The organism is Streptomyces sp. NPDC037290 (genome assembly GCF_055603245.1).
The window spans coordinates 1-23,569 of record NZ_JBVJVZ010000038.1; the positions used below are offsets into that span (position 1 = coordinate 1).

Sequence of the window (23,569 nt, forward strand, 5' to 3'; positions counted from 1 at the left end):
CTCCACCGGGAACTGCGGCGGACGGGACATCAGCCTCTCCTACATGCTCACGGGGCTCAAACAAACCCCTGTGCCAGAAAGTCTGACGCGCGACATGCGCAAACACCCACGATTCCACGTCCACTTCATCCCGACCGGCTCCTCCTGGATAAACCAGGTCGAGCGGTGGTTCGGCCTGCTGACCGACAAACTCATCCGCCGCGGCGTCCACAGGTCCGTGAAGGCTCAGGAGGACGGCATCACCGCGTGGATCGACACCTGGAACGAGAACCCACGGTCCTTCACCTGGACCAGGACCGCCGACGAGATCTAGCGGACGGAGGGGAAGAACGGCCCGGCCGAGGTAGCCGGGCCGTCCAGGCGGCGTGAACAATCTAGGAGTCGACCGACACCGCCTTCCGCGCCAGCCCTCTCATGCTGAGGCCGGCACGGCCGTCTGTGGGGAAGGGACATCCGGTGGGACGCCTCTCATGTGAGAGCTCACGGCGGGTGAGTCATGACGCCGTAGGCCAAGCGACACAATCCAGGGGCGAGGTCCCGGCCCCTGGATTGCCGCCTTGAGACTCTGTCCCGGCCACCCGAGTGGGTGTAGCGAGAGGGTGACACTCGCACCCCAGTGCACGGTCGGTCCGCAACACGGGGCTGAAGACGCAGACCGCATCACACCTCTGAACACCCGCTCAACCTGACAATGCCGGCTGGGAGCTTGCGTGCTACGCTCCCGCGTCGGAGCGGTACCGGGCGTCCGCAACCTCTATCTGAATTGTGGCCTGATGTGGTGCCCCTCTACGACACCCACCGTTCGGTATACGACGACACCCGGTCCGCGCTCGCGCAGCGCGACTCGGCATTCTCGAAGCGATCGGCCCGGAGGTTTGTTCAGGTGCGCGGCCGGCTGGCGGCCCTGCCTGGCCCGATCCGGTCCCGCGCCAGTGACTTGGCAGAGTTCTGGAAGCGGGCCCGTCTACGCTCCCCGCATTTCCCTCGGCCAGGGGCCAAGGCGCGTACGACAGTCCCTTTTCAGGAGTTTGAACATGAGCACGACCACTGACGCGACCGCCGGATCGGCCGAGCACCGCGAGCGATTACTGCACGCCATGATGTCCGACCACGCCAGGGCACTGGTCGCCTACGCCGAGAAGTTACTGGACGACCGTCACCTTGCGGAGGACATTGTGCAGGAGACTCTCATCCGTGCCTGGTCACACGCCGAGCGGCTCTATAGCATCGAGGGATCGGTGCGAGGTTGGCTTCTCACGGTAACTCGAAATCTTGTCGTCGACCGGGTGCGCAGCGCCGCCGCCCGCCACGAGACCATCGGCGCTCCCGACCAGGACGTGCCCCTGCCCGACCACTCCGGTGCCGTGCTGACCTCGATCGAGGCAACCGACCTGCTGCGGCAGCTGTCCCACGTGCATCGGGAGGTCCTGCTGCACACCTATCTGTGCGGCCGTACGGCGCAGGAGACGGCGCGCATCCTCGGGATACCCGCCGGCACGGTCAAATCCCGCCAGCACTATGCCCTCACCACCCTGCGCGCCAAAGCTGGCAAGGGACTCAGGCCGGCACAGTGAGGCGCACGTCCAGCACTGGGATGTCGACATGGCCGTCGGCGTCGGTATGCCAGCGCCAGTGCGCGCCGCTCGCCTCGCCGTAGACCAGCCCGGTCCAGCCCGCGCCGCCCGGTCCGCACAGGGCAGCCAGCTCGGCAGCCTCCTGCACGCCCGGTGTCCCGGCCACCACAACCAAGCCCTGCACCGGTCGACGCGACGCGCCGGCCCGCACCGTCCCCCACCCCGCGGCCGGCGCCATCGGGACAGGGGCCTCGACCCGGGGGAGCTGCCGCAGGCCCGGCGGCACGGTGAGCGGCAGGGCGCCGTCGGCCCCGCGCAGCACCGTCACCGGAGTGTCCGGCTGGGTGCGGGAGATTTCCGCCAGCAGGTTCTGCACGACGTCCCGCGCCACGGCCTGATCACCGCTCACGCTGAGGACGCCGTCCAGTCGGCTGAGGTCGACGAACACCGGCTCGGCGTCGGCGTCCGTGCCTGCACGGACGAGGCATGCGGCGCTGATCGAGGCCTGTGCCGTCATGCCGGTGTCCTCCCTGCGGGTCAGCATGCCTGTAGCGGTCGCGGGGCGGCGCCAGCGCGTGCTGTCGAGGTTCGTCCACGGGGCATCGACCGTGTCGGAGGCAGCCAGCCACACCGTCACGCCCGCGGGGTCAACGCGCAGTGCGTGCACCGGTCGCTCGGCCCGCTGCGGCGTGGGGGCGAACTCGCCCAGGGTCCCGTAAGCGCGTCGTACGGATTCCGCGTCGGTGGCGAACCGGCGGCCCGTCGCCCGGCGCTGCCTCAGCCGGCGCCGGCGCCGCATCGGCTCGCCCAGCCCGCGCACGGCACGCACCACGGTGGCGTACGCAATGCGCACTTTCCGCCTGCCCACGATGCCCGCCGTGATCAGGGCGAGCAGGAGCGCGCCGAGCACCCCGACGGCGGCGGCCAGCGGGATGGTGAACATCGTGGACTGCCCGGTGTCCGGCGGGGAGGTCTGTTGTCCGGCAGCCGGGGGAGAGGAGGAGCCGTTCTGGTTTTCGGTGTCCTTGGCCAGTTGGACGTCGGGTCCCGAGGCGTCCTGCGGCAGACGCAGGATCCAGCCTGGGTGCAGCTGGTCACCCGGGCTGTTGAGTGCCCCGCCGTCCTTCTGGGCCAGACCGTGATTGAGGTCGAAGATCTCGCCAGAGCGCGACACCGTGCCCAGTGTGGAGACGGCGATCGACTGCAGCGTGGCAGGCGGCCTGCCCGTCTGCGTGGGGTCCGGGACCACGAACACTTTGATCAGGTCGTCGTCCGGCGTCGCGTGCGCGGAAGCGGCCGTGCCAAGTGCCACGAGACACGCCGCCAGCAGCGCCGCCAGGGCGTGCAGGAGCGGCTGCGCCAAGCGGCGTGCCGTTGCGGCCGTCGGCCTGTGCTCGGACTTGGGGCCCGCGCCGTTGCTCATCGTGTCCACCCATGCCCTCCGGCGTTCCGTTGCACCGAATACACGGAGCTGCAGGCGAAATCGTTCGAAGCGAAACCGCTTTGAACCTTCCGAAGGACCGTCCCCGTGTACCTGGCGACCACGACATCTCACAGGCATCGCACCGGGGGATCCCAATGGCACGTCGGCACTCGAGTCCTGAGGACTTCCAGCTCGTCGGCATGGACTCGGACCCGACACCCGGTGACCCCGACCTGATCCAGGGCGTGATGCAGCGCTACCGGGACATCGGGGACGCCGCCGAGAAGGCACTGAACGTCTTGAAGAAGGACGGCACGATCTCGCAGGGCCGTGGGTCGGCGATGGACCAGCTGAAGCAGAAGATCGGCGACGATCTCCCGAACAAGCTGACCAAGACCATGACGTCCTACCACGACGCGGCCCAGGCCTACAGCGACTACATGCCGCGGCTGCGCGAGGCCCAGGACACCTTCGACCGGGCCGTGGACCAGGCACGGTCCGCCGCACCGCAGGCGAACCAGGCGCCCAAGGAACTCAGTGCGAACCCGACGGATGCGGAGAAGTCCGAGGCGCGCCGGACACAGGACGCCATCGATGCCGGCAAGGCTCAGGTAAACGCGGCCAAGAGCCTTGCCGAGCAGGCCAGGTCGATGCGGGAGAGCGCACAGCGACAGTGCGCCGACGTACTGGACCGGGCGGCTGGGGAGGCGATTCCGGAGCGGAACATCTTCCAGAAGATCGCCGACTTTTTTAAGGACTTCCCCTTCGTCCAGATTCTGCTGGCCGCCCTCGTCGCCGTCGTGGCGGTGTTCTTCCCGGTGGTCGGCGCACTGCTCGGTGGGGCGCTGTTTGTCTTCAACCAAGTCGTCGCCAGCCAGACCGGCGGCATCAAAGCCGGTGACTTCGTCGTCGGCCTGCTCGGGATCATCCCCGGTGGCTCCCTGCTGAAGCTGGGCGGCCGGGCGGTCGAGGCGATCGCTCCGGCTGCCTTGAAAAATGCCGGCTTCATCACCAAGGGCACCGGATCGATCACCAAGATCGGTGGTTCCCTCAGCAACAACAAAGTCATCAGCGGCGTCCTCGCCAACCCCATCGGCAAGGCCGCCACGGAGGTCACCGGCAAGTTCCTCACCAACTCGGCGCTAGAAGCGGGCGCCAAAGCCGCGAACCACGACCAGATCACCGCCGCGGGCGTGTTCGCCGGGGCTGCGGCCGGGGCCGTGGCCGGAGCCGCCTTCAAGGGAGGCATCGGCAGGATCGGCAAGAGCCGCGGGAACCCGCCGGTGGCGGCGGGGAAGGGCGGCCGATTCGGCGACACGACGGAACCCGCGGCCGGGGATACGGTGGGCAAGCGAGCCGCCGACCAGGTGGGCGGCTTCATCGAAGAGGGTGCCAGCCTCGGCACCAAGATCGGTGTGGGCGTTGCCCAAGGCGGCGACCTCAACGAGGTGGCGGCGGGTGAGATCGCTCAGTCCGCGCCGAAGCTGGGAGTCGGCCCTGTCGGAAAGGCGGGCCTGGGCCGCACGATCGACGGCCTCACCAGCAAAATCCCCGTCAAGGGCAACCCCAGGCCGCCAGCCGCCCCGCCGCACCCGCCTGCCTCCAGCCAGCCTGCGCCTGCCACTCAGCCCGGCCCAAATGCTGCACACAACTCTGCCGCAGTTCAGCCAGCGCCAGCCGCACAACCAGGCCAGGGCGCTGCACACCCACCCGCCGGTACTCAGCCGGCGCCGAACCCAGCGAATGCGCCCGCCAACGCTCCCCAGGCTCTGGCGCAACCGGCGAACGTCCCCTTACCTCCCTCCCCGACCGCACCGACGTCTCCGGCTTCGCCCTCTACTCCAGCAACAGGCAGCAATACGGCGCCTGGCCGGCCTACGGTCCCGCCCATCAGCACACCGGCCACCCAGCCCACTACCGGCAGCCAGCCGCCATCCCCGTCCGGCAGCGGCTTCGCCACCGCACCGACGTCTCCGGCTTCGCCCTCTGCTCCAGCAACAGGCAGCAGTACGGTGCCTGGCCGGCCTACGGTCCCGCCCATCAGCACATCGGCCACCCAGCCCACTACCGGCAGCCAGCCGCCATCCCCGTCCGGCAGCGGTTTCACCACCGCACCGACGTCTCCGGCTTCGCCCTCTGCTCCAGCAACAGGCAGCAGTACGGTGCCTGGCCGGCCTACGGTCCCGCCCATCAGCACATCGGCCACCCAGCCCACTACCGGCAGCCAGCCGCCATCCCCGTCCGGCAGCGGCTTCACCACCGCACCGACGAGCCCCGCGCAAGGCCCGGACCCTGGCAACCGTCCCTAGCCAGCCTCCGTCCGCGTACCCAGACCTCCGTCCCCGACAGGGATGGACCGCACCAGCAACGTAACCAGCAAGGAGTACTCCCATGCCCAACTACAGCGTCAACTCCGACACCACGTCGTCCACGTCGCAGGCCCTCCTCAACGACTTCTCCCAGCTGCAGGACAAGCTCAACGAGGTCAAGGGCAAGATCTCCAACCTGCTCGCCGACGGCTACAGCACGCCGGCCGCACAGCAGAAGTTCCAGCCGTTCTTCGACGAGTTCGCCAAGGGCTTCGAGCAGGTCAACCAGGGCCTGCAGGGGATCGGCCAGTACGTGAAGTCCGTCGGCGAGGCCTTCGACCAGACCGACAGCCAGCTCGGTTCCAACCTCTCCTGACCCACCGCCCGGCTCGCCACCACGGCGGGCGGTGCCGCACCCCCTCCACACGAGAAGGACGATGAGCAGTGCGATTGACCGTCAGCGTGCGTGACCCGCAGGCCGCGGGGGTGTCCACCATCGTCGCCGTGGAAACCGAACCGTCCGCCCGGACGGGCAGGTTCGCGGCCGAGCTGGCACGCGCCGTCGGGTATGCCGGGGCTGCGGCGGGAGAGCCGCCCCTCTACATCGGCTCGACCCCCGTCGACCCGCACACCACCCTCCAGGGCGCCGGTGTGCGGGACGGCATGGACCTTGGGCTCGGCGCTCCCCTTCCCCGGGAGCCCGAGCCTGAAGGCCGCACCGAGGTCCGGCTGGTCTCCGGCCCCGGCGCCGGAACCGTCTACCGGCTCGTCCCCGGCGACTACGACATCGGCAGCGGCCTCCTGTGCCGGATCCGCCTCGCCGATAGCGCGCCGGACTTCGCGGCGCGGGTCCGCATCCGGCTCGACGGCAGCGCCGAACTCGTCGCGATCGAACGTGCGTTACTCGACGGTAAGGCCATGCAGGAACCCACGTCCTGGCGGGAAGGCAGCCAGCTCGCCGTCGGCGACATCCTGCTGGAACTGACCTCGCGCCCCACGGCCCGCGCCCCGCTGACCCCCGCCCAGGACGGGCTGGGCCTGGAGTTCAACCGGCCGCCAAGGTTCCTGCCCCCGTCAGCGGGCGCGAAGTTCCGGCTGCCGGCCCCGCCGGTCAAGCCCGACAAACGGCCCATCCCACTGCTGCCCATCCTGCTGCTGCCCGCGGGCAGCGCAGCGATCGCGATCTTCGTCACCCACCGCTGGTCCTTCGTCTTCATCGCCCTGCTCTCCCCGATCGCCGCCCTGGTCACCCAGTTCGGCGGACGCAAGCAGGCGATGCTCAAGTACCTCGAGAAGAAAGAGGAGTACGACAAGACGCTCGCCCGTGTGCGGGCGGACATCGACGCGGCCGTGCTGGAGGAACAGCACAATCTGCGGCTGTCCCTGCCCGATCCGGCCACGCTGCTCCAGATGGCGGTCCAGCCCTCGGAGCGGCTGTGGGAACGCCGCTGGAAGGACCCCGACTTCCTGTCCGTACGCGTCGGTACCACCGACCTGCCCTCATCGGTCGGCGTTGACGACCCGGAGCAGGACGAGCACCGGCGCAGCACCGTGCCCTGGCTGAGCCAGGTGCCGGTCGCCGTGCCGCTGCGCGGCGCCGGGGTCGCGGGCGTCGCCGGTACGGGAGCGACCCGGCTGGCCGGCTGGCTGGCCGCTCAGGCCGCCGCCCTGCACAGCCCCACTGACCTGCGCATCGTCGTACTGGCGGGCCCCGATGGCGAACGTGACTGGTGCTGGACCCGCTGGCTGCCCCACACGCAGGCGCAGGGCGAGGACGCCTACGCCCTGATCGGCAGCACCGCCGAATCCCTGGCCCGGCGCATCGGCGAACTCGGCCGGCTCATCGCCTCCCGTATCGCCGCCGGCCCCGATCTCAGCCGAGGCGGAGCCAGCGGGTACCCCGACGTCCTGGTGGTTCTGGAACAGGCGCGCCGGGCCCGGTCTCTGCCCGGCGTGATCGCGCTGCTGCGCGATGGCCCGTCCGTCGGCGTCCACACGATCTGCATCGACCGTGAGGAGCGGCTGCTACCCGAGGAGTGCGGCGCCGTCGTCGTCACCGCGGCGGGTGGCACCACGGCCAAGGTGCGCACGGGCTCCGCCGCCGCGCTGGAGAACGTACGCGGTGACTCGCCGGAACCCGCCTGGTACGAGCACCTCGCCCGCTCACTGGCCCCGTTGCGCGGTGTCGGCGACAGCGACGAGAGCGCCCTGCCCGGCTCCGTACGCCTGCTGGACCTACTGCGCATCGAACCGCCCACCGCCGAGGCCGTGGTGGCGGGCTGGTCACTGGGCGGCCGCAGCACCAAGGCGCTGCTCGGCGTGGGATACGACGGTGACTTCGCCGTCGACCTGGTCCGCAACGGCCCGCACGCTCTGATCGCCGGCACCACCGGTTCCGGCAAGTCCGAGCTGCTGCAGACCCTCGTCGCCACCCTTGCCGTGGTCAACCGGCCCGACGAGATGACGTTCGTGCTCGTCGACTACAAGGGCGGCAGCGCCTTCGCCGAGTGCGCCGACCTGCCGCACACCGTCGGCCTGGTCACCGACCTCGACACCCGCCTGGTGGAGCGCGCTCTGGTCTCCCTCGGCGCCGAACTACGTCGCCGCGAGACCCAGCTGTCCCAGGCCGGCGCCAAGGACATCGAGGACTACCTCGACAAACGCGCACGCGGCGGCAATGCGCTGCCCCCGCTGCCCCGCCTCCTGCTCGTCATCGACGAGTTCGCGTCCATGGTGCGCGAACTGCCCGAATTCATCTCGGGATTGGTGAACATCGCCCAGCGCGGCCGGTCGCTCGGCATCCACCTCGTGCTGGCCACCCAGCGCCCCGGCGGCGCAGTCACCCCGGACATCCGCGCCAACACCAACCTGCGCATCGCCCTGCGCACCACCGACACCAGCGAGAGCCGCGACATCATCGACGCCCCAGACTCCGGCGATATCTCCCCGGCCAACCCCGGCCGGGCCTACGCTCGGCTCGGCCCATCAGCACTGCTGCCATTCCAGTCCGGCCGCGTCGGCGGCCGCCGCCCCGGCGGCCAGACCCCCGAGGGAACCGAGGTGACCGTCCACGCCGAATCGGTGACCTGGCAGAACCTGGGCGGCCCGATGCCGACCGGCCGCAACCGGGACGGCTCAGGCAACGCGCAGACCGAGGCCGTCACCGACCTTGCCGTACTGGCCAGGGCCGTGGCCCAGGCGGCCCGGCTCGCCGAAGTACCGCGCCAGCCGAGTCCCTGGCTGCCGCCGCTGCCCGCACTGCTGCCGTGGACACCGCCGCCCGCACCCAAACCCACCGCCGAGCGCGCGGCGGCCCTGCAGCCCGTGGAGTACGGCATGGTCGACCTGCCCGCACAACAGACCCGCGCCTCCCTGGTCCTCGACCTCGACCGGGCCGGGCATCTGCACATTGTCGGCTCGCCTCGCAGCGGACGCTCCCAGACCCTGCGCACCCTGGCCGCGGTACTCGGCCAGGCCCACGGCGCCGACGACGTCCACCTCTATGGCATCGACTGCGGCAACGGCGCCCTCAACGCCCTGACCGCGCTGCCGCACTGCGGCGCGGTCGTCGACCGCAACCAGACCGAACGCCTCGGACGCCTGCTGGACCGGCTGGGCACCGAACTCACCACCCGCCAGAGCATCCTGGGCACACGCGGCACGGCCGACCTGACCGAACTACGCAAAAACCAGCTCCCCGAGGAACGGCTCGCCCACATCGTGCTGATGGTCGACCGCTTCGAGGTCTTCGAACGCGAATACGCCACTTACGACAACGGCAGCTACATGGAACGCATGATCCGCCTCCTGCGCGACGGGGCCGGTGTCGGCATCCATGTCGTCCTGGCCGGCGACCGGGTGCTCGGCAGCAGCCGGTTCTCCGGCACCACCGAGGACAAGATCGTCCTCAGGCTCAACGACCGCCAGGACTACTCCAGCGTCGGCATCCCCTCCAAGTCCGCGCCGTCCGACCCCACACCCGGGCGCGGCATCCGACCCCAGGACCTCAGCGAGACACAGATCGCGGTGCTCGGCGAAGACCTCTCCGGCACCGCCCAGGCCGAGATCCTGCTCACTCTCGGCCGGAACCTGACCGAACGCGAGTCCTCGGTGTCCGCCGCGCGCCGCCCCATCCGGCTGGACGTGCTCCCCGACCGGATCACCTACGCTGACGCCCTCGCCCTGCACACCGACGGCGGGCCCATGCGGCCCCTGGTGGCCGTCGGCGGTGACACCCTCGCCTCGCTCGGCCCCGACCTGTCGGACGTGCCTACCTTCGTGGTCGCGGGCCCACCACGTACCGGTCGCAGCACCACCCTGCTCACCGCCGCGGAGTCGTTACTCGCCGTCGGCGCCGGCCTGATAGTGCTGGCACCCCGCCGCTCCCCGCTGCGGCAATTGCGAGGACGGCCCGGCGTCGTCACCGTCATCACCGACGCCGAAGTCACCACGGACGAGTTCCGGCAAGCACTCGGCAATGTGCCCGAGGAACACGGTGTGATCGTCGTCGACGACGCCGAACTGTTCATGGGCGCCGAGATCGACCCCGACCTCGCGCTGCTCGCCCGCGGCGGGGCCGGAACCGGCTGGGGCGTCCTCGCGGCCGGCAACGCCGAGTCACTGTCGCTGAGCCTGGCCGGCTGGATGGGTCAGGTCAAGCGCAACCGCACCGGCATGCTCCTCTCCCCGCAGGGACCGGGCGACGGCGAGGTCATCGGCGTGAAGCTGACCCGAGGCGTCATCGGACAGGCCCCACAGCCCGGCCGAGGCCTGCTCCATCTGGGCGACGGAAGGGTACGCACGGTGCAGGTACCGTACCTGGAAGCCCACTCTGAACACCAAGACGACTCTGCTACTTGATTCCGTAGTCCCCTTACAGCGCGTGGCGGACGCCGTCTGCATGAGCCGCCCGTGTCCATCTGGGCGCACCTTCCTCCCGCCCGCACCGGGATGCCCCGCCCGGTCCTGCGGAGCGCCAATGGGCGGCTGGACCGTGCACAGTTCAGCCGCCGGCGGCATGCCGTGGAACGTGGGACGGTGCGTCAGGAAGTGACGCTGTCGCCTCCGCCGTTCCCGTCTCCATCGCCGTCGTTCACCGGGATCTGGACACCGTCGTCCGTTACGAAGCGGAACGTGCTGGTGATGGCGTCGAAGAGGTCGTACACCTCGCTCTTCAGCGGCAGGTTGGGACTGGCGAGGGTGACCACGAGGAAGTCCTCGGTACTGCCGGGCACCGGCATCATCGTGTGCATCGTCAGCAGCCTGACATCAATGTCCCCGGTCAGCCGGGTCACCTCGGTGCCGGTGACGCGGGCCACCGTACCCACGTGGGGTACACGCGCCGACGCGATGACCCGGTCTTTCGGCGCCACTCCGGTGGCCGAGGAGACGCCCAGCCGCGCCGACAGGACGGGCAGGGTGAGTTCCTCACCCTCAGGGGTGCTGACGGCGAAGACCATGACGTATGCCATGAAGAGGCCTTCGGTGTACATCGTCGCCGTGCCGGCGGCCAGCAGCGCCCCGTGGCGACGGGCCGCCCTGGTCACCTCCCGGCCCTGGCGGAACATGTCGTTGATTCGCGCCTTCTCGCGGGGGTCCTCGGTCGATGCGAGGGCCTGCGCGCGAATCCTGGCCAGTTCCTCGCCACTCAGGTCGGCCTGCTGCCACGAATCCGGGATGTCCAGCAGAAAACGCTGTGCAGTGTTCATCGATCAGCCGCCGCCTTCGAGGAAAGTGTTGGATAGGCCAGGCAAACAGGCATTGAGTTCACTTTCCGCCTCCGTCATCGAGGTTCGACACCGCGTCCTGGTCGGTCTTGTCGAAGGAGTCCAGGATGTTGCCGATGGCGTCCCGGATGCCCTGCACCTGCTTCTGCAGCTGGTGCTTTCCGTCCTCCCAGCGGTTCTCGAAGTGCTGCGCGGCGCCGTGGGAAAGCTCGGGCCCGAACGCGGCATCGAAGTCGAACGTGTGGTGTCCGATGTCGATGAAGTCGTGCACGAAGCCCAGCATGTCCTGAGCCTCCTTTAGTTCACTCCCGGGGATGTTGACGTCCGACGCCACTGCGGGCCCCCGTTCCTATGCGGTGAAGATTCGTCTCTGCCGGGAACACGAGGCCGCAGGGCCGAAACGTTCACCGCCGCGCACCGCGGGACTGATCGCGCCCGGTATTGAACCTTTACCGGGATCCGTCTCGTGTTTCAGGCATGACCTCGCGATTCACCCGCCCGCTGTTCCCCGGCGGCGGCGCCGCCGCACGCCACGCCGTCGCCGCATCCGCACTTGCCCTGTGCGCCATTGCGAGCCTGTCGGCCTGCGGCAAGACCATCTCCATCGGCGACAGCTCCACTGCGGCCACTTCAGGGACCGCCGTGTCACCCTCCGTATCCGCGGGGGCCTCGACAACCCCCTCGAACACAACGTCCGGCCAGAGCGGCAAGGGTGACTCAGGGCTCCAGGTGGTCGACTCCACCGCGCGGGACGCCGGTCTCAACGGCAACGGCGGGACCGTGGTCGGAGCAGCGGTGCAGGAAGCGCCGCCCAAGTGGGTGCAGCTGTCCGCGGTGACATCGGCGCCGCTGACCGCATCCCACCTCATCAACATCAACCAGGCGGCGCTGTACCGCTTCGACGCAGACACCGCCGGCGCACCACAGTCAGCCTGCGACAGCGCCTGCACGCTCAAATGGCCCCCAGTGACCATCCAGGAAGGCGGCAGCGTCTACCTAGCCGGCGTAAACCCAAAGGAAGTCGGAGCCATCCGCCGCCAAGACGGCCAGATCCAGATCACCGTCGGCGGATGGCCCCTTTACCGCTTCTCCGGCGACAGCAAACCCGGCGACCTAAACGGCCAGGGCATCGACGGCAAATGGTTCGCAGCAGGACCAACCGGAAACAAAGCAACCAGCTGACACAGCGTTCTAAAGTGGTTGGCCGGTTCATGCGGCATGCTGATGATCACCTGCGCAGTACGTCGGTCGGCGTCGTCTACCTCACCGTCCCCGGCCTGGTCCTGCGCGTGTACCTCGACCTGTCGGCCGCCGACGGGCACAGCGCGACCGACATCGCCACCAACCTGCACCTGGTCGCGGCCGTTCTTCAGTTCTTCGACTGCACCCAAAACATCGGCGTCGGCCTGCTCGCCGGCCTCGCCACGACCGCCCTGCTCCTCTTGCGCCGCTACGCCCGGTCCCTGTCCCCCGGCCGGCCGCGCAATCGGCCGTCGCCTGAAAACTCTCCGCCTTCCGACCCTGTGGTCGGCCCGACGCATGCCCTGGAGGCTTGCTGATCGATGCTCCGGATTTGTTGTCCCGCGGCTCGTGATCCACGTTGCTGATGACGGTCGTCGGCAAGCTGCGCAGGCCCTGCGCCGGCAGGACGGCATCGGTACGAAGCAGGAAAGAGAGGCGCTGAGTTCCGCGCGGTCAACCGGGTCGGGTGGTCAGTCGGCGGAGTGGAACCGTGTGAGCAGCCGTTCGCGCTGATGAACGTCGAGGCCCTGGATACGGTGGGCTTCAGTGATCCCCAGTTCAGCAAGGATTCTCTGTGCCCGGATCTTGCCGATCCCGGGAAGTGAGGCAAGCACAGTGGAGACTCGCATCCTGCGGACCGCGTCGGAGTCGCTGGCCAGTACCTCGGCCAGCGACACCCTGGCGCTTTTGAGGGCAACTCTGACCCCGGTGTGCCCTCGCCACATTGCGAGAGATTTGTCCAGCACTGCCCGATGCTGCTCCAGATTCAAAGAAGGGACTGCCATACATCGACTCCCTGCCACGTGTTGGTCCGTGGTACTCAGTGGACACGGCGGGTGAGGCCGCGACACCGGCGCGGGGGGCGCGAGTCGTGAGTTTCGGATGTACGCGTTGCTGCCTGTACGCATCACAGTGCCCTCCTCGAAAGTGCGCACACGGCTGGGTGGAGGACCAGGTGTGGACTGCTTCGCGGGTGGCCCACGCTGATCGGCAGGAAGTTCTACGTCTCATAGGGCTCGCAGAGAATCAAGGTGTTGCTTCGTGTGATTCGGTCGTTGTTGTGATACGAACGCCTCCGATGAGGTCCATGGTCAACTCGCTGTGAAGTTCGGGGTTTGTTTCCTCACCTGGATGAGAGGCAGCGGCGTTTGCTGTTGGGAGCCGAGGCCCGGATCCTGGGGCATGGTGGTATGCGGGCGGTCGCGCGGGCGGCCCAGGTCGGCGAGACGACAGTCCGCACGGGCGTGGACGAGCTGGAGGCCGGCGAGGAGCCTCTGGGCCGGGTACGCAGGCCCGGTGGTGGCCGGAAGAAGGTCGCGGACCTTGATCCGGGACTGCGGCGCGCGCTGCTGGCACTGGTGGAACCCGATGAGCGGGGCGATCCGATGTCGCCGCTGCGGTGGACGGTCAAGTCGACCAGGATCCTCGCGGCCGAGCTCTTCCGTCAGGGGCACAGGGTGAGCGCGGACACCGTCGGGGATTTGCTCCGTGAGGAGGGCTTCAACCTCAAGGTCGGTGCCAAGACCAACGAGGGCAAGCAGCACCCGGACCGTGACGCCCAGTTCCGCTACATCAACGAGCAGGCCAGGGAGCACATGGACGCCGGCCAGCCGGTGATCAGCGTGGACGCGAAGAAGAAGGAACTCGTCGGCGACTACAAGAACGCGGGCCACCAGTGGCGGCCTGCCGGTGAGCCGGTGCTGGTCAAGTCGCACGATTTCCTGGACCGGCAGGGACCGGGCAAGGCGATCCCGTACGGGATCTATGACATCGCCGCGAATACCGGCTGGGTGAGTGTCGGCACCGATCACGACACCTCTGCGTTTGCCGTCGCCTCGATCCGCCGCTGGTGGCAGGCCCGAGGACGGTACGACTATCCGGCCGCCACGCATCTGCTGATCACCGCGGACGCGGGCGGGTCCAACGGCTACCGCACCCGCGGCTGGAAGACGGAACTCGCAGCCCTGGCTGCGGAGATGGGGTTGGACGTCACGGTCTGCCACATGCCGCCGGGCACGTCGAAGTGGAACAACATCGAGCACCGGCTGTTCTCCCATCTCTCCATGAACTGGCGCGGACGCGCGTTGACCAGCCACGACGTCATCGTGAACAGCATCAAGGCGACCACCACCCGCACCGGGCTGAAAGTCCACGCAGAACTCGACCCGGGCACCTACGACACCGGCATCAAGGTCACCGACGACGAGATCGATGCACTGCCGATGAGCCGGCATCGTTTCCACGGCGACTGGAACTACACCCTCCAACCACGCGCGGTCAGCCGACAGCCCGTCCGAAAGGCCCTCCACTGGATGTCTGCGCAGCCCGGAGCTGACCGGCATGCCCGAACTGGCGTTGAACGAACTCGTCGACCAACTGGCCCAGGAATGAGACCAGTTACGTGAGAAGGGATGGCTTCAACAGCGAGGAGGCGAGCGCGTCCGTGCCCGCGGCGCAGGCGCCGAGGACAAGCTGACGACCGCCGGCAGAGTCCTGGCCACTGTGCTCTACCTGCGCAAACTCGGCACCCGAGACCTACTTGCCCAGCTCTTCGGAGTCAACGGCAGCACCCTGACCAGGGCGTCCACCAAGTCCAGCCCCGCCTGGCCGAGCCCGGATACACCATCCACCCTCGACAGCCCAGTTCCGCACACCCGCCGACGTCACCGCGTTCCTCGCGAACGGCAACTCCGCGGAGATCAAATCCGCATGTTGATCCTCTGCGAGCCCTAAGGGGCTGCGTGCGTCGTCCGAGTCGTGGGCGGATCTACTGCGTGACTGCCGCCGACGCGGCATGCGCGATCCCGAATTCGTGGTCGGCGATGGTGCGATGGGCCTGTGGAAGTCCCTTGCCGAGGTGTTTCCGCAGGCCAGATATCAGAGGTGCTGGGTTCACAAGACCCACAATGCCATGAACGCGCTACAGAAGTCGGCTCAGCCCGGCGCGAAGAAGGCCCGGCAGGAGATCTACAACGCCGAGGACCGCGACCACGCCGAGAAGGCGATCAAGGGCTTCGAGCGCGCCTACGGAGCGAAGTGGCCCAAGGCAGTGGAGAAGGTCGCCGACGAGGCTGACGAGCTCCTCGCCCTCTACGACTTCCCTGCTGAGCACTGGGTGCACCTGCGCACCACGAATCCCATCGAGAGCACCTTCAGTACCGTGAAGCTCCGGACGAGGGTCACCCGGGGGGCCGGCAGTCCGGCCGCGTCCCTGGCAATGGTGTTCAAGCTCGTCGAGTCCGCCCAGGCCCGCTGGCGCGCGATCACAGCACCCCACCTTGTCGCCCTCGTCCACAACGGCGCCCCATTCAAGAACGGTCACCTCGTCGAACACCCCGAAGTCACTGCAGCCTGAACGCCCCCGCTGATCCACAACTCTTGACAATCACTCGGCCGCGGCACCAGCCGCACAGTCCAAGGCGTCCACAACCCGAATCGGCCGACCGGGCTTAGCAGCACCCGGCCGACCGATTCCCCAGAAAGGGACAGAGCGCCATGCGTAACACTCCATCTCACATATGTAGAGTCCCACGCAGGCAAGCTATGACGCCGCGAGCGATGAGATAAAGCCCCTGGGACCGTTGAGCTGGGCCAAAGCCCCATCCGCGAAACGAAGCAGACGACCTGCGCGTTGTCGTCCGGCCTCGACGAGCCGGCGTCACCCGCCCGTCGGGGCAGTGAGGGTCCGTGGCGTCACCAGGTGGCCGCGGTCGAGGCCCCAGGTGACGGCGTCGAGAAGCGGGTCATTGCGCAGGGGGTGGAGGTGTCGTCGTGGTACTTCCGCACCAGTGCCTGAGGCTCCTGGGAAGGGTAGGACTGCGCGTCCTGGACGAAACCGGCGATTACGGCAGTACCTGGAGCTCAACGCAGGTGGGGCAGCCGACTGCAGGTCGGCCGCTTCGCGTGGAAGGCAACACCGTACTCTCGGCTCAACCGGGTTGGTGTCCGCAAGAAAGCCACCGCCCATCGCGCGCAGACAGAAGGCATAGGCCACCGGCTCGTTCTGGGCCTCGGTCAGGCACAGTTGCCAACGGTTGTCAGGCCGGTCGAAACACGCCGTCCGCACCCGCCCCCCTCGTTCTCCACGGCGGCCCGTCATCAGAGGCGCCTCCTTGATCGTCAGATCTGGCGTTGATTAGATCCCCCACCTGACAAGACCCGGCACGCACGCCTGAATTGTGCCTGTGGACGGCATGCGGGGAGCGAAGGTCAGGCCATCGGGGAGGCGGTTGATGTGGTCCGCGAACAGGAATCCTGCGCAGCGTTCAGTACTGCTCGGTTTTCAGGAAACCCGCGTCCGCGCCGTCGGTGGTGCCCAAGGCAGCAGCCGTCGGGTCTGATCCAGGCAGGCTGCCCTTGAGGCCCAGGCCCATGCCGGCCAGCTTCGCCTTGACCTCGTCGATGGACTTCGCACCGAAGTTGCGGATGTCCAGAAGGTCGGCCTCGGAACGTGCCAAGAGCTCACCCACTGAGTGGACGCCCTCACGCTTGAGGCAGTTGTAGGAGCGGACCGTGAGCTCCAGCTCCTCGATCGGCAGCACCAGGTCGGTGACAAGGGCGGCGTCCGGGGGACACGGGCCCATGTCGATGCCTTCGGCGTCGACGTTCAGCTCGTGAGCGAGCCCGAACAGCTCGACCAGGGTCTTGCCGGCCGACGCCATGGCGTCACGCGGACGCATGGCCTGCTTGGTCTCGATGTCGACGATCAGCTTGTCGAAGTCGGTGCGCTGCTCGACACGGGTCGCCTCGACCTTATAGGTGACTTTGAGAACCGGCGAGTAGATGGAGTCGACCGGGATGCGGCCGATCTCCTGGCCCACCTGCATGTTCTGCACGGCGGAGACGTAACCGCGGCCACGCTCGACCGTCAGCTCCATCTCCACCTTGCCCTTGCCGTTGAGCGTGGCGAGGACGAGGTCGGGGTTGAGCACCTCGACACCGGCCGGGGGCGCGATGTCGGCGGCGGTGACCAGACCCGGGCCCTGCTTGCGCAGGTACATCACGACCGGCTCGTCGTGCTCCGAGGAGACGAACAGCTGCTTGATGTTGAGGATCAGGTCGGTGACGTCCTCCTTGACGCCCGGCACGGTGGTGAACTCGTGCAGGACACCGTCGATCCGGATCGACGTGACGGCCGCACCCGGGATCGAGGACAGGAGCGTACGGCGGAGGGAGTTGCCGAGGGTGTAGCCGAAGCCCGGCTCCAGCGGCTCGATCACAAACCGGGAGCGGAACTCGTCGACGACCTCTTCCGTCAACGAGGGACGCTGAGCAATCAGCACGAGTTATTGCCTCCAGTGTTTGGCGCCCGCTATGTGACGCCGTAGACACCACGAAGGGTACGGGCGGTTCGGCCGCCTACGAATCTGACACGACAGCACGAAATCCCGCCCTTTAGGGGGCGGATTGTAGGGGCTCGGCCGGGATTACCCAACCGAGCGGCGTCATCAAGTTGAGGAGGTAGGTCTTGGTGGGGATCGTCGTGGAAGGGGCCGGGTTCGCTCTTCCGCCGTACCGGGGGCTCCGGGTCCTCGACCAGGACTGCAACGTGCACATGTGGAAGTCGGCGAGCACGCTGGGTTCGGCTGTCGGTAACGGCTCAATGTCGGCGGGACCGGCCGCCTGCGAGTCGTGGTTCCGGTCCCGACCCCGCCCCCGACCCCGCCCCCAGCCCCGGTCCCGATGATCGCCCCCACCGTCGGAGCAATCACGGCCGCCGGACTGCTGAGCCTCGGCGGTGCCTTCTGCCGGCGCCGCACCACCATCGGAGCCGCGATGTAACAAGCCTCCTGGCGCTCCTTTCAATTCAGACATTGAGCCTCTTCAGCGGACACCCCCTGGAGTGATCAGCCGCCAGCCGTTGACTGGGGCCTCTACCTGCGCAGGCCGCCAACTCCTGCGGAGCAGCCGTAGCCCGATCGGTGGCCACTCTGAAGGAAGCTCATTGAACGGGCCCTCCCTCACACACGTGGGGGAGGGGCTCGGTGGCGATGCAACGGGTCGGCGTCCTCGGACCGCCCCGCGTCGGCGGCCGAGGGTCGGCGGCCGAGGGAGGCGGAGCGGGCCGAACTGGAGCGGCTCCGGAGGGAGATGTTTGAAACCATGAATGAAGCGCCGCCTCGACGCGCCGCAGGCGGGTCTCGCTCGAGACTTTCCTTCTTGATCATCTGACGCACCGCCAAAGCTGACAGTGCTCGTGATGTGCCCGGTCTCCCGGGCGTCAGCTCACTTGGTACCGCTGGCTTGAGGGCGGTTCCGCGGTCCAGCAGCCGCTCGACGACCTCATCCACAAGCTTGTCCTCGGCCGGTTCGACGGCCGGGATCTCGTTGTGGTTCATGTCCGTCCGTCCCGCTGGCCGAAGGCCCCAGTTCAGAGCCCTGACGAGCCTGTCACGTCTCGGACTTACGCGATCTTTCACGGGTTGGCGGAGTTGTCGAGGTTGCGTTGGTCAAGTTGGCCTGGGATTGCGTAGCCGAGGGGGCCTTCGTTTTTGGGGTAGCCCTCGCAGCGGGCGTCGAGGGTGGTGAGGTGGTCGCTGATTTCGGGGTTATAACAGCGGTAGAGGGGGACGGAGTGTGGGACTTGGGTGGTGTAGAGGAAGCCGAGAACGCCATCGTTTTGAGGATATTCTTCGCAGTTCGGCTTTGTGGAGTCCATGTGGTCGTTGGTGTCGGGGTCGTAACAGCGGTATAGGGCGACAGTGCCGGGTGCTTGGTAAGGGGGGATGCGTGCGATGACGTTGTCCATAGTGGGGTAGTCCTCGCAGGTGCCGTCGAGGGTCGTGAGGTGGTTGCCGAGGTCGGGGTCGGAGCAGCGGTAGAGGGCCACTGGTTCAGGAGGCTGAGTGTCGGGCAGTGCGTAGCCCAGGGGGCCGTCGTTCTTGGGGTAGCCCTCGCAGTGGGTGTCGCTGGTGATCAGGTGGTCAGTGGTGTTGGAGCAGCGGTAGAGGGGGACGGAGCCTGGGGTCTGGGTGGTGTAGGCGTACCCGACTGGGCCCATGGGGAACTGCCCCTCACAGCCGGGGTCGCCGGTCAGAAACGTGTGCTGAGCGGACTCGCACTCGAACAGTGGCGTGGTGCCGGGCTGGGGGTCGCGCAGCAGGTGCCAGGCGTTTTCGGGCGTCACGCCGTGGGGCAGAAGCCGGGTGGAGGCGAAGTGGCCTCTGGTGGGGGAGTAACCGCGGCGCAGTTGGGTGTAGGGCAGGGCTTCGAAGCCGCAGTGCAGCTGGGTAGCCAAGGAGAAGTCATTGCGGTTGGCCAGTGCCCAGGTGAACCAGGCCGGCTTCGGGACGCCGTTAGCGTGCATGAGGCCGGGGGCAAACCCGCTTGTGTCGTGCGGGTTGTCGATTCCGTCTGAGTAGATGTAGACGCTGATGCCGGGGGTGCCCAAGATGTTGTGAAAGGCGTTGCACAGCTGTTCATCTTGGGCTCGTTCGGTGGAGTACGGGGGCAAGGAGTTGATGCCGCTCCCGGTCAGCTCGACGTCCCAGGCCGAGGGGGTGTCGCGGAAGTGTTGATGCAGCCAGCCCAGCAGGATGCCGATGTTGCCGTAGGTGACGTAGGGGTAGTCGTCGGCGGAGACTCCTGGGCGCAGCGGGTCCGATGGGTAAGGATGGTAGGCCACCCGCCAATGACGTGATCCGGCGCGGGTGGCGAGGCCCTCCAGCACTGTCATCCCTGACAGCATCGCGTCGTAGCCGTCAGGGCTGTCGAATTCCCGGCCGAAGTGGTTGTCCAGCGAGGTCATCACCTTGGCGGTGGGCTGCTGGGACACGATGCCGTCGTAGGCGGCATTGTAGTTCGCCGCGATCGCGTTCAACCAGGAATTCTTGTCGCACGGGACGCCCCGGCCGCAGCCGGTGTCAAAGTGAGCGTTGCTGTTGACCTCATTGTCAATGACGAAGTCAGCGATCCGACCGTGATCGTGAAGGCCGTCGTAACGCTGGGCCAGCATGGCGGCGAAGCGTCCGTAGTCGGCGGGGTTGTTTGGCGTACAGAAGATCTCGGACCCCTGCTGTGCGGGTGCGCATGGACGGCCTTGGCGCGCCCATGTTGGCGTCCCGTACACGACGGCGATGACCTTGACACCGAGGCGAGTCCACTCCTTGACCTCCGCATCCTGATCGGGCGGGATGCGGAAGCAGTGCCCGCCGAACTCCTGTTCCGCGCTGGCGCACGGGGCACTCTTGACACTCGGTTCCCAGCCCGCCCATACAAAATTCAGCCCTACCGCGCCGGCGTTGTTCCCCGCCACCTCGACCGGCCAGATCGAGTTCGGCTCGATCCCCTTGAGCCGGTAGTCGGACAGTGACGGGTAGGGCAATGCACTTTCCCTTGTCGGGGCCGAATTCTGGCCGGTCCGAGGGTTGTCTTCCGATGCCCGGGGGGCGGGTTGCTCGGCTGCGGAGGCGAATCCACTGAACGCCAGCAGCACACAGCACCACACGGCGATGCCGGTTAATAGTCGCCCTCTCCAGGACCCTGAACCTTCATAACTCATCACTTATGTCTGCCTTTTGTAGCACTGCGGCATGGTTTCGATTCACTTCCGCTTGACGAGCCTGGGGCGGTGGAAGGTAGTCGCTTGGGTGACCCTGCGACCCGGCTCAGGGGATACCGCCGAGTTGCCAGTGGACCGCCAGGACGCGTGCCGCGCCGTCCTCATTCCTGTTGCCGGCAGTGGCCGGACCGATGGAGATGCCCGGCGCAGGCCGCGACCTGACCGCCTTCATCTGTGATGGAGGTAGTGCGCAGGTAGCGGGCACGGCCGAGGGAGGCGATCGGCCTCGGCTTCCATGGTGGTCTGGATGACCAGGCGTGCACCGAGCCGGGCGACATCCTCCAGAATGTCGGCCAGGTCACGCTCTGTGGTGAACTGGGTGCCTTTCTCGGCACGGAGGGCCTCAGTCGGGGATGACTCGAGGGGACGCGAGTGTGGAGCTCCCTCGCACGCGCTTGGTCGCTCAGTACGGAACTCAAGCTCTTGTTCTTCTTTCCGCCGACACCCGCACCGCGACCGAGGGCGACGGACTGGAAAAGGAGCGCCAGCCACCCTGCCCGTCTCCGACCTACTCAGCGGAAGCCCCACACAACGCCGGTGCTGGCATTGATCGCGACTTTCGGGTGCCATGGCATGGTCAGTGAGTTGTTGGTCGGGAAGCGCAGCGGCAGCCAGACGTATGTGGAGTCGTTGTGGCTGCCGCCCGACGGTTGTGCCCATCGGTCGCCGAGGTAGAGGTACGACGTCATACGGCTGCCCTGTACAGGCAGGATGTAAGCGACCTGCGAGTCGTAGGCGTTCCAGTTGCCAAAATTCGACAGGTCACTCCAGGGGCCTGCGATGCTGGTCGCGGTTGTGTACTTCTCTTGGGTCGGTTTCCAGCCGTTGGTACCTGAGCTCACAAGGAAGTAGACCCCGTTGCGTTTGAACATCGCCGGCGCTTCCCGACTGACGTTGTGCAGAGTGGTCACCCTAGCTGCGACCCAGAGGTAATTGGGACTCAGACGGAAGATAGTCAGGTCATGTTGGCCATTAGTTGTCGAGATCAGGTAGGCCCTGCCGTCGGTGTCGCGGAAGACGGTCATGTCCCAGGATTTGTATCCCATGGGCCGGAAACTGCGCTGGTAGGTGTAGTTGCCGTCCACCGTGGGTGACGTCGCGATAGCGACCCGGTTCTCGGTCATGGGGGATGGGTGGTTCTCTTTGCGGAGGAAGAGTACGTACAGTCCCGTCCTGGCGTTGTAGATGACCTTGGGCCGGAAGACTCCGGCGGTCTGCAGCTCGGGGGAGGACGCCTGGGTCAGTGCACTGTTGCGGAACTCCCAGGTATGCAGGTCGGTGGAGCGGTAGATCGGGATCGACGCGAAGGAGCCGTTGGGGTAGGCATTTTCGCCGAACCAGTAATAATATCCGCCCACTTTGATCATGCCGCCGCCATGCCCGTGTACCGCGTCACCGGCGGTATTGATGAACTGGGTTCCGTTGTTGAACGTCACCGGGGTTGCTTGAGCCTTACCGGAGGTCTGTAGCGGTAAGAGGAGGCCGATGCAAACAGCGACAACTAATCGCAGAACGCCATACAATACGCGGCGCATAAACATACACCCTCTTTGCGAGTCGTGAAACAGCGGTATCGGTGAGCCCCGCCAACACGCGGCTCACCGGCGACGAATACCGCATTGAGACCAGGCTCGCATCCGATGTGAGTCACCGCATCCCCAGGGCTTCCGCGTAGTCGCGTGAGGTCCGGTTCGTGATCAGCCGAGGCCGAGGAGTCCGAGGGGGTGGCGAGGGTCGCGGCGTTGCGGCGGGGGAGTGTAAATCTAACGGCGGATCCGACGATCATGAGAGAGACCTCAAGTGACTGACACCGCTGTGAAGTTAGAGACCATGGATCCTGCCGAGAGTGCCCAGTCTGGGCAGCCTGCGCCCGTGTCCGATGAGCAGCTGGTCGCGATGCTGGTGGAGCGGGCCCGGAGGGGCTGCAGCTGACCGGGCAGGGCGGGCGGTTAAGCTCGTCGAGTCCGCCCAGGCACGCTGGCGGGCCGTGAATGAACCCCACCTCGTCGGCCTCGTCCGCGCCGGGACCCGCTTCGAACGCGGCCACCTTGTCGAACGCCCCGAAGCCCACATAGCCTGAGCGACCTCACCAGTTCCACTGATCTGGACAACTACTCCGCCGTCATCTGATGGGATGCACGCGATGACGGGTGTGCGTGCTCGACCGCTTCCTCGACGACGTGACCGGGCCCAGCGCAGCAGCCGAACTGAGTCAGTCGGCCGCTTCGACGTACGACGCCAGGTTGGCCAGCGAGGAGGCGATCCCGGCCTCGTGGTCCGCTTGGTTGATGCCGGGTGGCACGTCCGTGGCGGTGACGGTTACCTCGGTCCCCTCACCGGCGGCAGTGAGATGCCAAGTCATCGTCATGGTGCCCGCGTACGATGGATCGTCAGCCTCGAACACCACCCGCTGCACCACACGTTCCGGTGGCGCCAGGGCGGCAAACTCGACGTCGACGACATCCGTCGCATCTGACGTCTTGCCGGGGCTGTCGGCGGGGTCGAGAAAGGTAAGAACCATCCGGAACCCGCCACCAGGCCGGGGATCCCACCGCTCGACCCGCCCGCGCATGCCGTCCGGCGGCAGCCAGATCTCAAGGGACTCCCGGTCGAGGAGGGCCCCGTAGATGGTCGCCGCTGGTGCCGCGATCACCCGGCTGGCGCGGTCTGTCCTACCCATGGCCCGATTCTAGGACTGAGGTTCCGCCAGCCCATCCTCATCGACTATTCCTCTG

General features: G+C 67.3%; 14 protein-coding genes and 5 pseudogenes. 11 read left to right on the top strand and 8 right to left on the bottom strand.

Annotated features, from left to right (window positions below; translation table 11 throughout):
• Both ACZ7HQ_RS41890 and ACZ7HQ_RS41895 read left to right on the top strand, forming a co-directional pair.
• A pseudogene (locus ACZ7HQ_RS41890) lies at positions 1-313 on the top strand (IS630 family transposase); the annotation flags it as partial.
• Between the two features lie 721 nt (positions 314-1,034).
• The gene (locus tag ACZ7HQ_RS41895) at positions 1,035-1,574 is read left to right on the top strand and encodes a sigma-70 family RNA polymerase sigma factor (RefSeq protein WP_471001914.1); all 540 of its coding nucleotides are present in this window, start codon (positions 1,035-1,037) and stop codon (positions 1,572-1,574) included.
• Here ACZ7HQ_RS41895 and ACZ7HQ_RS41900 read toward each other — a convergent pair.
• The gene (locus ACZ7HQ_RS41900; protein ID WP_471001917.1) at positions 1,558-2,997 is read right to left on the bottom strand and encodes a hypothetical protein; all 1,440 of its coding nucleotides are present in this window, start codon (positions 2,995-2,997) and stop codon (positions 1,558-1,560) included. The two genes, ACZ7HQ_RS41895 and ACZ7HQ_RS41900, sit on opposite strands and share 17 nt — an antisense overlap.
• A 200-nt stretch (positions 2,998-3,197) precedes the next feature.
• Here ACZ7HQ_RS41900 and ACZ7HQ_RS41905 point away from each other — a divergent pair, with 200 nt between their 5' ends.
• The 3 genes from ACZ7HQ_RS41905 (at position 3,198) to ACZ7HQ_RS41915 (ending at position 10,166) form a co-directional block, all read left to right on the top strand.
• Positions 3,198-5,306, top strand: coding sequence for a putative T7SS-secreted protein (locus ACZ7HQ_RS41905; protein ID WP_471001920.1), 2,109 nt, complete (start codon positions 3,198-3,200; stop codon positions 5,304-5,306).
• Between the two features lie 82 nt (positions 5,307-5,388).
• Positions 5,389-5,682 (top strand): WXG100 family type VII secretion target, encoded by a 294-nt coding sequence (locus ACZ7HQ_RS41910; protein WP_471001923.1) that lies wholly within the window; start codon positions 5,389-5,391, stop codon positions 5,680-5,682.
• 68 nt (positions 5,683-5,750) lie between these two features.
• Positions 5,751-10,166 (top strand): FtsK/SpoIIIE domain-containing protein, encoded by a 4,416-nt coding sequence (locus tag ACZ7HQ_RS41915; protein WP_471001925.1) that lies wholly within the window; start codon positions 5,751-5,753, stop codon positions 10,164-10,166.
• Positions 10,167-10,348: 182 nt separating this feature from the next.
• Here ACZ7HQ_RS41915 and ACZ7HQ_RS41920 read toward each other — a convergent pair whose 3' ends face one another.
• Complete coding sequence (locus tag ACZ7HQ_RS41920; protein WP_471001928.1) at positions 10,349-11,014, bottom strand: hypothetical protein; 666 nt, start codon at positions 11,012-11,014, stop codon at positions 10,349-10,351.
• A gap of 58 nt (positions 11,015-11,072) precedes the next feature.
• Positions 11,073-11,315 (bottom strand): hypothetical protein, encoded by a 243-nt coding sequence (locus tag ACZ7HQ_RS41925; RefSeq protein WP_471001930.1) that lies wholly within the window; start codon positions 11,313-11,315, stop codon positions 11,073-11,075.
• Between the two features lie 194 nt (positions 11,316-11,509).
• Here ACZ7HQ_RS41925 and ACZ7HQ_RS41930 point away from each other — a divergent pair, with 194 nt between their 5' ends.
• A complete protein-coding gene (locus ACZ7HQ_RS41930; protein ID WP_471001933.1) occupies positions 11,510-12,214 on the top strand; it encodes a COG4315 family predicted lipoprotein in 705 nt (234 codons plus the stop codon).
• Between the two features lie 29 nt (positions 12,215-12,243).
• A complete protein-coding gene (locus tag ACZ7HQ_RS41935) occupies positions 12,244-12,591 on the top strand; it encodes a hypothetical protein (protein ID WP_471001936.1) in 348 nt (115 codons plus the stop codon).
• 153 nt (positions 12,592-12,744) lie between these two features.
• Here the strand turns inward: ACZ7HQ_RS41935 and mihF are convergent, their stop codons facing one another.
• Complete coding sequence (mihF, locus tag ACZ7HQ_RS41940; RefSeq protein ID WP_471001961.1) at positions 12,745-13,059, bottom strand: integration host factor, actinobacterial type; 315 nt, start codon at positions 13,057-13,059, stop codon at positions 12,745-12,747.
• Positions 13,060-13,375: 316 nt separating this feature from the next.
• Here mihF and ACZ7HQ_RS41945 point away from each other — a divergent pair.
• The 3 pseudogenes from ACZ7HQ_RS41945 to ACZ7HQ_RS41955 form a co-directional block, all read left to right on the top strand.
• Positions 13,376-14,556 (top strand): annotated as a pseudogene (locus tag ACZ7HQ_RS41945) (ISAzo13 family transposase); the annotation flags it as partial.
• A gap of 34 nt (positions 14,557-14,590) precedes the next feature.
• Positions 14,591-14,990, top strand: a pseudogene (locus ACZ7HQ_RS41950) (helix-turn-helix domain-containing protein); the annotation flags it as partial.
• An 18-nt stretch (positions 14,991-15,008) separates the two neighbouring features.
• Positions 15,009-15,629 (top strand): annotated as a pseudogene (locus ACZ7HQ_RS41955) (IS256 family transposase); the annotation flags it as partial.
• 910 nt (positions 15,630-16,539) lie between these two features.
• Here ACZ7HQ_RS41955 and ACZ7HQ_RS41960 read toward each other — a convergent pair.
• The 3 genes from ACZ7HQ_RS41960 to ACZ7HQ_RS41970 all read right to left on the bottom strand — a co-directional run bounded on the left by ACZ7HQ_RS41960 (position 16,540) and on the right by ACZ7HQ_RS41970 (position 22,270).
• The gene (locus tag ACZ7HQ_RS41960) at positions 16,540-17,556 is read right to left on the bottom strand and encodes a DNA-directed RNA polymerase subunit alpha (protein WP_471001939.1); all 1,017 of its coding nucleotides are present in this window, start codon (positions 17,554-17,556) and stop codon (positions 16,540-16,542) included.
• A 1,133-nt stretch (positions 17,557-18,689) separates the two neighbouring features.
• Positions 18,690-20,708, bottom strand: coding sequence for a DUF5722 domain-containing protein (locus ACZ7HQ_RS41965; RefSeq protein ID WP_471001941.1), 2,019 nt, complete (start codon positions 20,706-20,708; stop codon positions 18,690-18,692).
• 638 nt (positions 20,709-21,346) lie between these two features.
• Complete coding sequence (locus ACZ7HQ_RS41970) at positions 21,347-22,270, bottom strand: family 43 glycosylhydrolase (RefSeq protein ID WP_471001944.1); 924 nt, start codon at positions 22,268-22,270, stop codon at positions 21,347-21,349.
• A 473-nt stretch (positions 22,271-22,743) separates the two neighbouring features.
• Here ACZ7HQ_RS41970 and ACZ7HQ_RS41975 point away from each other — a divergent pair.
• Positions 22,744-22,914, top strand: a pseudogene (locus tag ACZ7HQ_RS41975) (IS256 family transposase); the annotation flags it as partial.
• Positions 22,915-23,046: 132 nt separating this feature from the next.
• Here ACZ7HQ_RS41975 and ACZ7HQ_RS41980 read toward each other — a convergent pair.
• Positions 23,047-23,514: an SRPBCC family protein gene (locus tag ACZ7HQ_RS41980; protein WP_471001947.1), complete on the bottom strand. Its 468-nt coding sequence runs from the start codon at positions 23,512-23,514 to the stop codon at positions 23,047-23,049.
• Positions 23,515-23,569 lie beyond the last annotated feature (55 nt).

Excerpts from the sequence above, each read along its gene's own strand:
- mihF (WP_471001961.1), bottom strand. The coding sequence starts at position 13,059 with ATGGCAGTCCCTTCTTTGAATCTGGAGCAGCATCGGGCAGTGCTGGAC.
- ACZ7HQ_RS41895 (WP_471001914.1), top strand. The coding sequence starts at position 1,035 with ATGAGCACGACCACTGACGCGACCGCCGGATCGGCCGAGCACCGCGAG.
- ACZ7HQ_RS41900 (WP_471001917.1), bottom strand. The coding sequence starts at position 2,997 with ATGAGCAACGGCGCGGGCCCCAAGTCCGAGCACAGGCCGACGGCCGCA.
- ACZ7HQ_RS41930 (WP_471001933.1), top strand. The coding sequence starts at position 11,510 with ATGACCTCGCGATTCACCCGCCCGCTGTTCCCCGGCGGCGGCGCCGCC.
- ACZ7HQ_RS41910 (WP_471001923.1), top strand. The coding sequence starts at position 5,389 with ATGCCCAACTACAGCGTCAACTCCGACACCACGTCGTCCACGTCGCAG.
- ACZ7HQ_RS41925 (WP_471001930.1), bottom strand. The coding sequence starts at position 11,315 with ATGCTGGGCTTCGTGCACGACTTCATCGACATCGGACACCACACGTTC.
- ACZ7HQ_RS41920 (WP_471001928.1), bottom strand. The coding sequence starts at position 11,014 with ATGAACACTGCACAGCGTTTTCTGCTGGACATCCCGGATTCGTGGCAG.
- ACZ7HQ_RS41980 (WP_471001947.1), bottom strand. The coding sequence starts at position 23,514 with ATGGGTAGGACAGACCGCGCCAGCCGGGTGATCGCGGCACCAGCGGCG.
- ACZ7HQ_RS41935 (WP_471001936.1), top strand. The coding sequence starts at position 12,244 with ATGCGGCATGCTGATGATCACCTGCGCAGTACGTCGGTCGGCGTCGTC.
- ACZ7HQ_RS41905 (WP_471001920.1), top strand. The coding sequence starts at position 3,198 with ATGGACTCGGACCCGACACCCGGTGACCCCGACCTGATCCAGGGCGTG.